Below are 13,489 nucleotides of genomic sequence, written 5' to 3' on the forward strand. Positions count from 1 at the left end.
ACCCGGGGCGGGCCGTCTCTGCCGAAGGACGAACGGAGGACCTTAGAAGGCGGCCTCGTCCAGCTCCATCAGCGAGTTGTCCACGGCCTCGGCGAGCGCGCGCTCGGCCGAGACACCCGGCAGGACGTTCGCGGCGAAGAACTTCGCGGCGGCGATCTTGCCCTGGTAGAAGGCGACGTCCTTCGGGGAGGCGCTCGGCAGCTTCTCGGCCGCCACGGCCGCACCCTTCAGCAGCAGGTAACCGACGACGACGTCGCCGGAGGCCATGAGCAGGCGGGTGGTGTTGAGGCCGACCTTGTAGATGTTCTTGACGTCCTCGCCGGTCGCGGTGAGGTCGGTGATCATCGTGCCGACGATCGCCTCGAGGTCCACGACGGCCTTGGCGAGGTTGTCCAGAGCGCCGGACAGCTCCTCGTTGCCCTGAGCACCCGCGAGGAACTTCTTGATCTCCTCGGAGAGGGTGTTCAGCGAGGCGCCCTGGTCGCGGACGATCTTCCGGAAGAAGAAGTCCTGGCCCTGGATCGCCGTCGTGCCCTCGTACAGGGTGTCGATCTTGGCGTCACGGATGTACTGCTCGACCGGGTACTCCTGGAGGTAGCCGGAGCCGCCGAAGGTCTGGAGCGACTGCGCGAGCTGCTCGTAGGACTTCTCGGAGCCGTAGCCCTTCACGATCGGGAGCAGCAGGTCGTTGAGGCCGTTCAGCGCCTTGGCGTCCTCGCCCGCGGCCTCCTGCACCTGGATCGCGTCCTGGACGGAGGCGGTGTACAGCACGAGGGAGCGCATGCCCTCCGCGTACGCCTTCTGCGTCATGAGGGAGCGGCGCACGTCGGGGTGGTGCGTGATGGTGACCTTGGGGGCCGTCTTGTCCATGAACTGCGACAGGTCGGTGCCCTGGACGCGCTCCTTGGCGTACTCCAGCGCGTTGAGGTAGCCGGTCGACAGGGCGGCGATGGCCTTCGTGCCGACCATCATGCGGGCGAACTCGATGATGCGGAACATCTGGCGGATGCCCTCGTGCTTGTCACCGATGAGCCAGCCCTTCGCGGGGTGCTGGTCGCCGAAGGTCATCTCGCAGGTGTTGGACGCCTTGAGGCCCATCTTGTGCTCGACGTTCGTCGCGTAGACGCCGTTGCGCGCACCGAGCTCACCGGTGGTCCAGTCGAACTCGAACTTGGGGACCAGGAAGAGGGACAGCCCCTTGGTGCCCGGGCCCGCGCCCTCGGGGCGTGCCAGCACGTAGTGGAGGATGTTCTCGGACATGTCGTGCTCGCCCGAGGTGATGAAGCGCTTCACACCCTCGATGTGCCAGGAGCCGTCCTCCTGCTCGACGGCCTTGGTGCGGCCGGCGCCCACGTCCGAACCGGCGTCCGGCTCGGTCAGCACCATCGTCGAGCCCCACTGCTTCTCGACGGCGATCTCCGCGACCTTCTTCTGCGCGTCGTTGCCCTCGTCGAAGAGGATGCCGGCGAACGCCGGGCCGGACGAGTACATCCAGACGGCCGGGTTGGAACCGAGCAGCAGCTCCGCGTAGCCCCAGATCAGGGAGCGGGGGGAGGTGGTGCCGCCGATCTCCTCGGGAAGGCCCAGGCGCCAGTACTCGGAGTCCATGAAGGCCTGGTACGACTTCTTGAAGGTGTCGGGGACCGGCGCGGTGTTGGTCTCCGGGTCGAAGACCGGCGGGTTGCGGTCGGCGTCGGCGTAGGAGTCGGCGAGCTCGTTCTCCGCGAGCCGGGTGATCTCGTCAAGGATGGTCTTCGCCGTGTCGACGTCCATCTCCGCGAACGGGCCGGTGCCGTACAGCTTGTCGCGCCCGAGGACCTCGAAGAGGTTGAACTCGATGTCGCGGAGATTCGACTTGTAGTGCCCCATGGGAAGGCTCCGTAATCAATAGCAGTGGCGCGCAGCGCCCCGTGGAGGAGTGAGGATCGGGCGACGGGCGGACGTGGGTATATCAGCTGACCCCTACGATGATGCTACCCGTCAGTAATAAGACGCAACCCCTCAAGGCTCGATGTGTCCGATTACTCTTTGCGGCATGTATGGCTACGACCAGAACCCGGGTGCACAGCAGCAGATGGGTGGCGGCTACGGCGAGCAGCCGCTGTATCCCGAACCCTCGCCGCCCTCCCTGGCTGACGCGGTACGGGCCTTCACGACCGGCTCCCTGTCGGCGGAGGACTTCCAGCAGATCTTCGCGACCTCGAAGGTCTACTGCCCACGCGGCGACAACCCCGGATTCCTGGCCCTCCACAACACGCAGCAGCCGGTGATCCCCATGTTCACCACGCTCAAGGAGCTGCGGCGTTATGCGGGCAAGGAGTCCAAGTACTTCGTGATCACCGGGGCCGAGGTGATCGACCTGCTGCCGACCGGCTACGGCTTCGTCCTGGACATGGAGGGCGATCACCGCATGGTCTTCGACGCCAAGGCGGTGGAGCAGATGGTCGACTTCGCCATGCGCCGCATGTACGGCTGAGGGCGGCGCGGCCTCAAGGCCTTCGCCGCTGCGCGGACGCTGATCGCGGGACCCGGGGAGGGGCCCGTACCGACTGGGTACGGGCCCCTTTTCGCGGTCCGGGACCGGACGGGAATGAATGCCGCCTTGCTAGATGTTCACCATTCAACTAAATTGGATGCAGAAGACCCTCCGGAGGTGGCTCCCATGCCCGCAGTGACCGTCGAAAACCCGCTGACCCTGCCCAAGGTCGCCGCCCCGGCCGATGCCGTGGCCCGTCCCGTGCTGACCGTCACGACCGCGCCGAGCGGCTTCGAGGGTGAGGGCTTCCCGGTGCGGCGCGCCTTCGCCGGGATCAACTACCGGCACCTCGACCCGTTCATCATGATGGACCAGATGGGTGAGGTGGAGTACGCCGCCGGAGAGCCCAAGGGCACCCCCTGGCACCCGCACCGCGGCTTCGAGACCGTCACCTACCTCATCGACGGATCCTTCATCCACCAGGACAGCAACGGTGGCGGCGGCACCATCGAGAACGGCGACACCCAGTGGATGACGGCGGGCTCCGGCCTGCTGCACATCGAGGCCCCGCCGGAGTCCCTCGTCATGTCGGGCGGCCTCTTCCACGGCCTCCAGCTCTGGGTGAACCTGCCCAAGGCCGACAAGATGATGGCCCCGCGCTACCAGGACATCCGCGGCGGCCAGGTCCAGCTCCTCGCCTCCCCGGACGGCGGCGCGCTCCTGCGCGTCATCGCCGGTGACCTGGACGGCCACCAGGGCCCGGGGATCACGCACACCCCGATCACCATGGTCCACGCGACGGTCCGGCCGGGCGCCGAGGTGACCCTGCCGTGGCGCGAGGACTTCAACGGCCTCGCGTACGTCCTGGCCGGACGCGGGAGCGTCGGCCAGGAGCGCCGCCCGGTCCGCATGGGGCAGACCGCCGTGTTCGGTACGGGGTCCTCGCTGACCGTCCGCGCCGACGAGGCGCAGGACGGCAACACCCCGGACCTGGAGGTCGTGCTGCTCGGCGGCCGTCCCATCCGTGAGCCGATGGCGCACTACGGGCCGTTCGTGATGAACACCCAGGACGAGCTCAAGCAGGCGTTCGACGACTTCCAGGCCGGCCGCCTCGGTACGGTGCCCGCGGTCCACGGCATGTGACCGCACCGCATGGAGTACGGGTGACGGACCGTCACCCGTACGCCCGTGCGGGCGGGACACCGCGTCGGCCCCGTGATCGGGTGGGAGGGTGCCTACCCGGAAGCCCCTCCTGCCCGACATCGCGCGGCGGACGGCCGCCTGGTGCGGCGTCCTGCTCCTGGTCGCCGGTGTCGCGGCAGTGGCGATCTGGCTGAGTGTCGTGCTCAAGACGGCGGTCACCCCGGTCCTGCTGGCCCTGCTCGGCACGGCACTGCTGGGGCCGGTCCACCGCTGGCTGACCGCCCACAAGGTGAACAGGTCGCTGGCCGCCGGGCTCACCTGCGTGGCACTCGTCGCGGTGGTCGGCGGCGCCGGGTACATCGTCGTCACGGTGCTCGTCGACACGGGTGCCCAGATCGTCGACTCGCTGAAGGAGGCCGCGCAGTGGGTCCTCGACCACTTCGACATCGCCGGCGTCGCCGACGTGGACGACCTCGCCGACAACGCCAAGAGCCTCGTCGAGAAGTTCGGTGCGAGCGCCGCGGGCGGACTGCTCACCGGGATCAGCCTGATCGGCTCACTCTTCACCACCAGTGTCCTGGCGCTGCTGCTGACCTTCTTCTTCCTGCGTGACTCCGACCGCGCCGCGGGCCTGGCCCACAGCCTCGCCCCGCGCGGTACCGGTGCCCTGGTGGAGGCCATGGGGCGCAGGGCCTTCGAGGCCGTCGAGGGCTTCATGCGCGGAACCACGGTCATCGCCCTCATCGATGCCCTGTGCATCACGGTGGGCCTGCTGATCCTGCGGGTGCCCGGCGCGGCGGGGCTGGGGGCACTGGTCTTCGTGGGCGCCTACATCCCGTACCTGGGTGCCTTCCTCTCCGGCGCGGTCGCGGTGCTGGTCGCGCTCGCCGACCGGGGGTTCGTGATCGCGCTCTGGGCGCTCGGGGTGGTGATCGCGGTCCAGGTGCTGGAGGGCCATGTCCTGCAGCCGGCCATCCAGAGCCGCACGGTCCAGATGCACCCCGCCATGATCTTGATCGCTCTGACCGCGGGCGCGAGCGTCGCGGGCATCCTGGGCATGCTGCTCGCGGTGCCGCTCTGCGCGGCGGTGTTCGGCGTGATCGGTGAGCTGCGCAAGGGCTACGAGGCACCTGAACCCTCATGACCGCCCGACCACCGACACCCGTGCGTCTCAGGACTCCGGCGGTTCCGTCGACTCGCACAGCTCGAACCAGATCGACTTCCCCTCCCCCCGCGGATCCACCCCCCACGTGTCGGCGAGCATCTCCATCAGGACCAGTCCCCGCCCGCTGGACGCCATCTCGCCCGGGCGCCGCTTGTGCGGGAGCTCGTCGCTGGCGTCGGCCACCTCGACCCGCAGCAGCCGTTCGCCCCGGTCCCCGCTCACCTCGGCGACGAGCAGGGCGTCCCCGTCCGTGTGTACGAGGACGTTCGTCGACATCTCCGAGACCAGCAGCTCCGCCGCGTCGATCTGCTCCCCGTCGGACCAGTCGTGCAGCAGCTCACGCACCTGCTGCCGGGCGGCGGCGATGCGCTCGGGCTCGGCCTGGGCGATGGTCATCGCCGAGCGGCGCCCCGGTGCCGTGCGGGTCGTGGCGCCCTCCCGGCGCAGCACGAGCACCGCGATGTCGTCCTCGCGGCGGTCCACCAGGGGCCCGGTCGTGTGGTGCGAGCCCGGGCCGTGCACCGCCTGCACCAGGGCGTCGGCGAGCTTCTCCAGGTCCTCGGTGGGCTCCTCCAGGACCGGTCTGAGCCTGGTCCAGCCGGTGGCCATGTCGTGCCCGCCGGTCTCGATGAGCCCGTCCGTGCACAGCATGATCGTTTCGCCCGGTTCCAGGACGACGCGGGTCGTCGGATAGTCCGCGTCCTTCTCGATGCCCAGCGGCAGCCCGCCGGCGGTCTGGCGGATCACGGCGGTTCCGTCGACGTTGATCACGACCGGGTCGGGGTGGCCGGCCCGGGCGATGTCGAGGGTGCCGGTGTCCGGGTCGGCCTCCGCGTACAGGCAGGTGGCGAAGCGTGCCGAGGTGGCCTCGTCCTCCCCCTCCGTGCCGTCGTACTCCTCGGTGAGCCCGGACAGGAAGCGCGAGGCACGGGAGAGCACGGCGTCGGGACGGTGCCCCTCGGAGGCGTAGGCCCGCAGGGCGATCCGCAGCTGGCCCATCAGCCCCGCGGCCCGTACGTCGTGGCCCTGGACATCACCGATGACGAGGGCGATGCGGCCGTTGGGGAGCGGAATCATGTCGTACCAGTCGCCGCCGACCTGGAGGCCGCCGCCGGTCGGGACGTAGCGGGCGGCCACCGTCAGGCCGGGAACCCCCGGGCCCAGGGACGGCATCATCGCCTTCTGCAGCCCCAGGGACAGCTCGCGCTCCGTCTCGGCCGCCCCGGCGCGGGCCAGTGCCTGCGCCAGCATCTTGGCCACGGTCGTCAGCACGGCCCGCTCGTCCGGTGAGAAGGCCACACTGTGCCGGAACGCGGCCATCCAGGCGCCCATGGTGTGCCCCGACACGATCAGCGGCACGAAGGCCCAGGAGCGGCGTCCGAAGCCGCGGGCGAGCGGCCAGGTGGTCGGGAAGCGCTGCCGGTACGCCTCCGGCGAGGGGAGGTAGATGGCCTGCCCCGTCCGCACCACCTCGGCGGCCGGGTAGTCGGTCTCCAGGGGCATGTCGGTGAAGGGCTTCTCGTCGCCCATGTTGTGCCCGTGGTGGCCGACGACTGTCAGGCGCTCGCCCGAGATGCCGAAGACGGCCAGCCCGTCCGGCGAGAACCCGGGCATCGACAGCGACCCGGCGACCCGCAGGACCTCTTCGGTGGACCCGGCTTCGGCCAGCGCGCGCCCCGCGTCCAGCAGGAAGGCCTCGCGTGAGCGGCGCCAGTCCCCGGTGATCGGGCTGAGCGCGGCCGGGACTCCCGCCGACGGTTCGGCGACCTCCTGGAGGATGCCCATCAGCACGTACTCGAAGCGGCCCGGACTCTTGACGGGAACGGGCTTCGAGCGGCTGCGCACGGTACGGAGCACCGTGCCCTGCTCGTCCACGATCCGCAGTCTGGCCTCGGCAATGGTGTCCTCGGCGATCGCGAAGTTCACCACCCCGTCGATCTCGTTCCAGTCGGCCGGATGGAAGCGGGGGCGCACCTCCTCCGACGGGTAGACCGAGGCCTCGGCAGGCAGACCGAGCAGCCGGGCCGCCTCCGCGTCGAGCGTGACGGTGCCGGCTGAGCTGTCCCAGCTCCACAGACCGGTCACGATCGCAGCCAGGATCTCCTCGGTGCGCATTGCCCCACTTTATGAAGATGTTCTCCACGGACGCCACCGAGGGACGGCCGCCCGACGGCCGTCCGCGCAGGGTCACCGGCCGCGTCCGGTGCGGCCCGGGAGGCCGTGCGGGATCAATGTCAATGAAGTGGTGCGCCTACGGGCGGTAGCCTGGGGTGTCAATCCACCCCGACCGCGAAGACTGGATGAACGACGATGCATCGGTACAGGTCCCACACCTGCGGCGAGCTCCGCGCCTCTGACGTCGGCACCGACGTCCGGCTGAGCGGCTGGCTGCACAATCGCCGAGACCTGGGTGGCATCCTCTTCATCGATCTGCGCGACCACTACGGTCTGGTGCAGCTCGTCGCCCGCCCCGGCACTCCCGGCAACGACGCCCTGTCGAAGCTGACCAAGGAGACGGTCGTCCGGATCGACGGCAAGGTCTCCGCGCGCGGCGCCGACAACGTCAACCCGGAGCTCCCGACCGGCGAGATCGAGATCGAGGTCACCGAGGTCGAGGTGCTGGGCGAGGCCGCCCCGCTGCCCTTCACGATCAACGCCGAGGACGGGGTCAACGAGGAGCGGCGCCTGGAGTACCGCTTCCTCGACCTGCGCCGCGAGCGCATGCACCGCAACATCATGCTGCGCTCGTCCGTGATCGCTTCCATCCGCTCCAAGATGGTGGCCCTCGGCTTCAACGAGATGGCGACCCCGATCCTCGCCGCGACGTCCCCCGAGGGCGCCCGCGACTTCGTGGTCCCGTCCCGTCTCAACCCGGGCAAGTTCTACGCCCTTCCGCAGGCGCCGCAGCAGTTCAAGCAGCTGCTGATGATCTCCGGCTTCGACCGCTACTTCCAGATCGCGCCGTGCTTCCGCGACGAGGACGCCCGCGCCGACCGTTCGCCCGGCGAGTTCTACCAGCTCGACGTCGAGATGTCGTTCGTCGAGCAGGAGGACGTCTTCCAGCCGATCGAGAAGCTCATGACCGAGCTCTTCGAGGAGTTCGGCAACGGCCGCCCTGTCACCTCGCCGTTCCCGCGCATCCCGTTCCGCGAGTCGATGCTGAAGTACGGCAACGACAAGCCGGACCTGCGTGCCCAGCTGGAACTCGTCGACATCTCCGACATCTTCGCGGACTCGGAGTTCAAGGCCTTCGCCGGCAAGCACGTCCGCGCCCTTCCGGTGCCGGACACCGCGGGCCAGTCCCGGAAGTTCTTCGACGGCCTCGGTGCGTACGCGGTCGAGCACGGCGCCAAGGGCCTCGCCTGGGTCCGCGTCGGCGAGGACGGCACGCTGGCGGGCCCGATCGCCAAGTTCCTCACCGAGACGGACATCAAGACCCTCACCGAGCGCCTCTCCCTCGTCCCGGGCCACGCCGTCTTCTTCGGCGCGGGCGAGTTCGACGAGGTCTCCAAGATCATGTCCGTCGTCCGCGTCGAGGCCGCCAAGCGCGCCGGCCACTTCGAGGAGGGCGTCTTCCGCTTCTGCTGGATCGTCGACTTCCCGATGTACGAGAAGGACGAGGACACCGGGAAGATCGACTTCTCGCACAACCCGTTCTCCATGCCCCAGGGCGGCATGAAGGACCTGGAGGAGAAGGACCCGCTCGACATCCTGGCGTGGCAGTACGACATCGTCTGCAACGGCATCGAACTGTCCTCCGGCGCCATCCGTAACCACGAGCCCGAGGTCATGCTGAAGGCCTTCGCGATCGCCGGTTACGAGGCGGAGACCGTCGAGAGGGAGTTCGCGGGCATGCTGCGCGCGTTCCGCCTCGGCGCCCCGCCGCACGGTGGCATCGCCCCGGGCGTCGACCGCATCGTGATGCTGCTGGCCGACGAGCCCAACATCCGGGAGACGATCGCCTTCCCGCTCAACGGCAACGCCCAGGACCTGATGATGGGCGCCCCGAGCGAGCTGGACGAGACCCGCCTGCGTGAGCTGAACATCCAGCTCCGCAAGCCCGTCGCGTCGGCCAAGGAGAAGGCGGAGGCCAAGGACTCCGTGGCGAGGGACACCGGCGCGAAGTAAGCGTCAGCGGTTCCGCTTCGGTTCCACGTGAAACAGTCCCCGGCCGCCCGGCCGGGGACTGTTTTCGTGCGCGCACGGGATACGCACAGGAACGCACAGCCTGCGCTCACGTCCCTGCCAGCTGGGCTGCCTAGCCTCACCCCTCATGACAGAGAATCAGGGACCCGCACACAAGAAGGATCTGACCCGCCGACGCGTGATCCTCGCAGGTGGTGCGGCCATGGCCGCCGCAGGCATCGGTGCCGGGGTCGTCGCGACTGCCTCGGCCGGCGAGGAGAAGAGCGGCAACAGCAAGAAGAGCGGTCAGGGCGAGGCGTGCTACCGGCTGACCTCGGAGACCACCGAGGGCCCGTACTACATCGACGCCGACAAGATCCGGAAGGACATCACGGAGGACAAGGAGGGCATCCCGCTGACCCTCCGGCTCAAGGTGATCGACTCCGACACCTGCAAGCCGCTGAAGCGGGCCGCCGTCGACATCTGGCACTGCGACGCGCTGGGGATCTACTCCGGCTACGAGAGCATGAGCCAGGGCGGCCCCGGCGGTGGCGGTACCCCGCCGAGCGGCGCCCCCACGGACGCGCCGACGGATGCCCCGACCGACGCCCCCACGGGCACTCCGACCGGGACTCCCCCGTCCGGCGGCCCCGGTGGCGGAGGCGGCGGGCACAGCGAACCCACCGACGACGAGCGGTACCTGCGGGGCACACAGCTCACGGACCAGCACGGGTACGTGGAGTTCAGGACGATCTTCCCCGGCTGGTACCAGGGCCGTGCCGTGCACATCCACACCAAGGTGCACGTCGGCGGGAAGATGACCGACGCCGGGTACGAGGGCGGGCACACCTGCCACACCGGCCAGTTCTTCTTCGCCGAGTCCGCGGTCCTCGACTCGGCCAGGATCGAGCCGTACGCGACCAGCACCACCACCCGCACGACGCTGACCGAGGACACCATCTACGACCAGAGCGGTGTCACGGGCGGGCTGCTCAAGCTCAGCTACGGCAAGGGCCGGATGGGGCGCGGAGTGATCGGCTCGATCACGATGGGCGTCGACCCGGACGAGACCAACGACGGCACCGGCCTCTAGGGATCTCCGTCACCCGGTGAAGGGCCCGGAACCTCGCGGTTCCCGGCCCTTCGCCCTGCCTACGGACAGCCGTGCGGAACTCGCCCCGCCCCGGGTGCGCGGAACCCGTACAGCCGGATGGCCCCGGTTCCGATTCGACGCCGCGGGGCCCGGCAATGACTGGCACCGAAGAAGACCGATCGCCCGTCATTGAGGAGCTCCGCACCGTGTCCCTCCTGCGCCGCCCGTATGCCCTTCTCGTCGTTCTGTTCCTGCTGGTCATCGGCTGTTCCGCCGGTGCGGTGCAGACCTCGGCGCCCCGTGGTGCCGCCGGTCCCGAGTCCTCGGCCGCGGCGTCCCCCGCTCCCGAGCCCGTCCGCCCCCGGGAGATTCCGGGGCTGGGGCCCAACACCCGGGCGCAGATCCCGGACTCGGCCCGGCAGGCCGTCGTGGTGACCGGTGAGGGCCCCGACGCCAACCTCTCCACGGCCGTGCTCTACACCCGCGACGACCCCGCTCTCGGCTGGAGACCGGAGGCAGGCCCCTGGCCCGCCCACAACGGCATGGAGGGCTGGACGGACTTCCACATGGCGGACGACCTCAGATCGCCCATCGGTGTCTACAGCCTCACCGACGCGGGCGGCCGCCTCGCCGATCCCGGTGCGCTGCTTCCGTACGACGAGCAGTCGCGCTTCGCGGTGAGCGGCGAGGGCTTCTTCGGTGAGCCCCTGGACGGGTCCTTCGACTATGTCGTCGCCATCAACTACAACCGGATCCCTGGCACGACCCCCTTGGACCGCACCCGGCCGCTCGGCGAGGAGAGAGGCGGCGGCATCTGGATCCATGTGGACCACGGCGGCCCGACCCAGGGCTGTGTCTCGCTTCCCGAGGAACGGATGAGGGAGCTCCTGCTCATCCTGGACCCGGTGAAGTACCCCGTGATCGTGATGGGGGACGCCGCGGCGCTGGAGCTGTGAGGGCCGGACGCACGAAAGCCCGGGACCGATGTCCGGTCCCGGGCTCCCCGCTGTCTGCGGAAGGCAGCGTACGACCCTAGGCGGGCTTCTCCTCCAGGCGCGGGAACAGCACCGCACCCTTCGTCACCGTCGTCCCCACGGACAGCTGTCCCCAGCGGCCCGCGTCCTGCACCCGCTGCTCGCTCAGGGCGCCCAGTGACGCCTCGGCGCCCAGGGACTCCCACAGCTTCTGCGAGGTGTCCGGCATCACGGCGTTCAGAAGGACCGCGACACCGCGCAGCGACTCGGCAGCCGTGTACAGGATGGTCGCGAGCCGGGCCTGGCCCTCCGGCGACTCGTCCTTGGCGACCTTCCAGGGCTCCTGCTCCGTGATGTAGCCGTTGACCTGCTTCACGAATTCGAAGATCGCCAGGATGCCGCCCTGGAAGTCCAGCTCCTCGCCGATCTTCAGGTCCGCCGTGGCGACGGCCTGCGCGAGGCCCTCCTGGACCGCCCGCTCGGCGTCACCGGCGGCCGTGGCCTCCGGGAGCGCGCCGCCGAAGTACTTGCCGACCATGGCCGCGACCCGCGAGGCGAGGTTGCCGTAGTCGTTGGCGAGCTCCGAGGTGTAGCGGGCGCTGAAGTCCTCCCAGGAGAACGAGCCGTCGCTGCCGTACGCGATGGCCCGCAGGAAGTACCAGCGGTACGCGTCCACGCCGAAGTGCGAGGTCAGGTCCTGCGGCTTGATGCCCGTCAGGTTCGACTTGGACATCTTCTCGCCGCCGACCATCAGCCAGCCGTTGGCGACGACCTTGCCGGGGAGCGGCAGGCCCTGCGCCATCAGCATCGCCGGCCAGATGACCGAGTGGAAGCGCAGGATGTCCTTGCCGATCAGGTGCACGTTCGCCGGGAACGTACCGTCGAACTTCTCCTGGTTGGCGCCGTAGCCGACCGCCGTCGCGTAGTTGAGCAGCGCGTCGATCCACACGTAGATGACGTGCTTCGGGTCCCAGGGCACCGGGACGCCCCAGTCGAACGTGGAGCGCGAGATCGACAGGTCCTGCAGCCCCTGCTTGACGAAGTTCACGATCTCGTTGCGCGCGGACTCGGGCTGGATGAAGCCCGGGTTGGCCGCGTAGAACTCCATGAGCTTCGGGCCGTACTCGCTCAGCTTGAAGAAGTAGTTCTCCTCCTTGAGGAGCTCCACCGGCTTCTTGTGGATCGGGCACAGCTTCGTGCCGTCCTCGGACTCGATCAGGTCGCCGGGGAGCTTGTACTCCTCGCAGCCCACGCAGTACGGGCCTTCGTACCCGCCCTTGTAGATCTGGTCCTTGTCGTACAGGTCCTGCACGAACTCCTGCACACGGTCGGTGTGCCGCTTCTCCGTCGTACGGATGAAGTCGTCGTTCGCGATGTTCAGGTGCTCCCAGAGGGGCTTCCAGGCCTCCTCGACGAGCTTGTCGCACCAGGCCTGGGGCGTGACGTCGTTCGCCTCGGCCGTGCGCATGATCTTCTGACCGTGCTCGTCCGTGCCGGTGAGGTACCACACCTTCTCGCCCCGCTGGCGGTGCCAGCGGGTGAGCACGTCGCCTGCGACGGTCGTATAGGCGTGCCCCAGGTGAGGAGCGTCGTTGACGTAGTAAATGGGGGTCGATACGTAGAAACTCTTCACGCCGTCGCCCCCTTGCTTCTCGGATCCAGTGGCCGCCATGGTCGAAATCCTAACGGTCCGTGGGAGTTCCACTCACATCGTTAAAAGCGGCCCGGTGCTCGGAGAGCTTTGCGAAACATCCCTTCCCGTACCAAAGACGCATCCTGGGAGGAGTGGGCACGCGTGCACGAGGCGGGAGACAACACGATGCGGGTACTGGTCGCCGAGGACGAGGAGATCCTGGCCGAGCTGGTGGCGACCGGGCTGCGGCGGGCCGGTTTCGCCGTCGACACCGTGTACAGCGGGGACGCGGCGCTCGCCTACCTGGGCCTGCACGACTACGACGTGGTCGTCCTGGACCGTGATCTGCCCCGGGTGCACGGCGACGACGTGGCCCGCAGGCTCGTGTCCGCCGGCTCCCGGACCAGGATCCTGATGCTCACCGCCTCGGGGACCATGGAGGACCGGGTGGAGGGGCTCGATCTCGGAGCGGACGACTACGTGAGCAAGCCCTTCGAGTTCCCCGAGCTGGTGTCCCGGGTGCGCGCGCTCCGGCGGCGCAGTGCACGGCCCGTACCGCCGCAGCTGGAGCGGCACGGCATCCGGCTCGACAGCGTGCGGCGGGCGGCGACGCGGGACGGGCGGGATCTGGACCTGTCGCCGAAGGAGTTCACCGTGCTGCAGCTGCTGCTGGAGGCCGACGGGGGCACCGTCAGCGCCGAGGAACTGCTGGAACGGGCCTGGGACGCCAACGCCGACCCCTTCACCGGGGCCGTCCGCGTCTGTATGAGCAAGCTGCGCGGCAAGCTCGGGGAGCCCGCCCTCATCCGCACGGTGCAGGGCGTGGGGTACGCCCTGTGAAGCGGCTGCTGAGGCGGCTGCGGGCGACGGGTGCCTCGCA

General features: G+C 69.2%; 10 protein-coding genes. 7 read left to right on the forward strand and 3 right to left on the reverse strand.

Features of this window, described 5'->3' with window-relative positions; all coding sequences use genetic code 11:
• Positions 1-42 precede the first annotated feature (42 nt).
• A complete protein-coding gene (locus OG257_RS19895) occupies positions 43-1,869 on the reverse strand; it encodes an acyl-CoA dehydrogenase (protein ID WP_329209248.1) in 1,827 nt (608 codons plus the stop codon).
• 166 nt (positions 1,870-2,035) lie between these two features.
• On the opposite strand from OG257_RS19895, the gene OG257_RS19900 reads away from it, so the two are divergent.
• The 3 genes from OG257_RS19900 (at position 2,036) to OG257_RS19910 (ending at position 4,763) form a co-directional block, all read left to right on the forward strand.
• A complete protein-coding gene (locus OG257_RS19900; protein WP_307126116.1) occupies positions 2,036-2,476 on the forward strand; it encodes an SseB family protein in 441 nt (146 codons plus the stop codon).
• A 186-nt stretch (positions 2,477-2,662) separates the two neighbouring features.
• Positions 2,663-3,619 carry a pirin family protein gene (locus OG257_RS19905; protein WP_329209252.1) on the forward strand — a complete coding sequence of 319 codons (957 nt, stop codon included), beginning with the start codon at positions 2,663-2,665 and terminating at the stop codon, positions 3,617-3,619.
• 88 nt (positions 3,620-3,707) lie between these two features.
• Positions 3,708-4,763 (forward strand): AI-2E family transporter, encoded by a 1,056-nt coding sequence (locus OG257_RS19910; protein WP_329209254.1) that lies wholly within the window; start codon positions 3,708-3,710, stop codon positions 4,761-4,763.
• 27 nt (positions 4,764-4,790) lie between these two features.
• Here OG257_RS19910 and OG257_RS19915 read toward each other — a convergent pair whose 3' ends face one another.
• Positions 4,791-6,899, reverse strand: coding sequence for an ATP-binding SpoIIE family protein phosphatase (locus OG257_RS19915; RefSeq protein ID WP_329209256.1), 2,109 nt, complete (start codon positions 6,897-6,899; stop codon positions 4,791-4,793).
• A gap of 195 nt (positions 6,900-7,094) precedes the next feature.
• Here OG257_RS19915 and aspS point away from each other — a divergent pair, with 195 nt between their 5' ends.
• From aspS to OG257_RS19930, 3 genes are all read left to right on the forward strand, one after another.
• Complete coding sequence (gene aspS, locus OG257_RS19920) at positions 7,095-8,912, forward strand: aspartate--tRNA ligase (protein WP_329209258.1); 1,818 nt, start codon at positions 7,095-7,097, stop codon at positions 8,910-8,912.
• Between the two features lie 145 nt (positions 8,913-9,057).
• Positions 9,058-10,002 (forward strand): intradiol ring-cleavage dioxygenase, encoded by a 945-nt coding sequence (locus OG257_RS19925; protein WP_329209260.1) that lies wholly within the window; start codon positions 9,058-9,060, stop codon positions 10,000-10,002.
• Positions 10,003-10,208: 206 nt separating this feature from the next.
• Positions 10,209-10,958 (forward strand): hypothetical protein, encoded by a 750-nt coding sequence (locus OG257_RS19930; RefSeq protein WP_329209262.1) that lies wholly within the window; start codon positions 10,209-10,211, stop codon positions 10,956-10,958.
• A gap of 76 nt (positions 10,959-11,034) precedes the next feature.
• On the opposite strand, the gene metG is transcribed toward OG257_RS19930, so the two are convergent.
• On the reverse strand, positions 11,035-12,648 hold the full coding sequence (metG, locus tag OG257_RS19935; RefSeq protein WP_329209264.1) for a methionine--tRNA ligase: 1,614 nt from the start codon (positions 12,646-12,648) through the stop codon (positions 11,035-11,037).
• A 147-nt stretch (positions 12,649-12,795) separates the two neighbouring features.
• Here metG and OG257_RS19940 point away from each other — a divergent pair, with 147 nt between their 5' ends.
• Positions 12,796-13,449, forward strand: a complete 654-nt coding sequence (locus OG257_RS19940; RefSeq protein ID WP_329215206.1) for a response regulator transcription factor — start codon at positions 12,796-12,798, stop codon at positions 13,447-13,449.
• Positions 13,450-13,489 lie beyond the last annotated feature (40 nt).

The organism is Streptomyces sp. NBC_00683, from assembly GCF_036226745.1.
GTDB lineage: Bacteria > Actinomycetota > Actinomycetes > Streptomycetales > Streptomycetaceae > Streptomyces.

Coding starts and splice junctions, on each gene's coding strand:
- OG257_RS19895 (WP_329209248.1), bottom strand. CDS start 1,869: ATGGGGCACTACAAGTCGAATCTCCGCGACATCGAGTTCAACCTCTTC.
- metG (WP_329209264.1), bottom strand. CDS start 12,648: ATGGCGGCCACTGGATCCGAGAAGCAAGGGGGCGACGGCGTGAAGAGT.
- OG257_RS19940 (WP_329215206.1), top strand. CDS start 12,796: ATGCGGGTACTGGTCGCCGAGGACGAGGAGATCCTGGCCGAGCTGGTG.
- aspS (WP_329209258.1), top strand. CDS start 7,095: ATGCATCGGTACAGGTCCCACACCTGCGGCGAGCTCCGCGCCTCTGAC.
- OG257_RS19905 (WP_329209252.1), top strand. CDS start 2,663: ATGCCCGCAGTGACCGTCGAAAACCCGCTGACCCTGCCCAAGGTCGCC.
- OG257_RS19915 (WP_329209256.1), bottom strand. CDS start 6,899: ATGCGCACCGAGGAGATCCTGGCTGCGATCGTGACCGGTCTGTGGAGC.
- OG257_RS19925 (WP_329209260.1), top strand. CDS start 9,058: ATGACAGAGAATCAGGGACCCGCACACAAGAAGGATCTGACCCGCCGA.
- OG257_RS19900 (WP_307126116.1), top strand. CDS start 2,036: ATGTATGGCTACGACCAGAACCCGGGTGCACAGCAGCAGATGGGTGGC.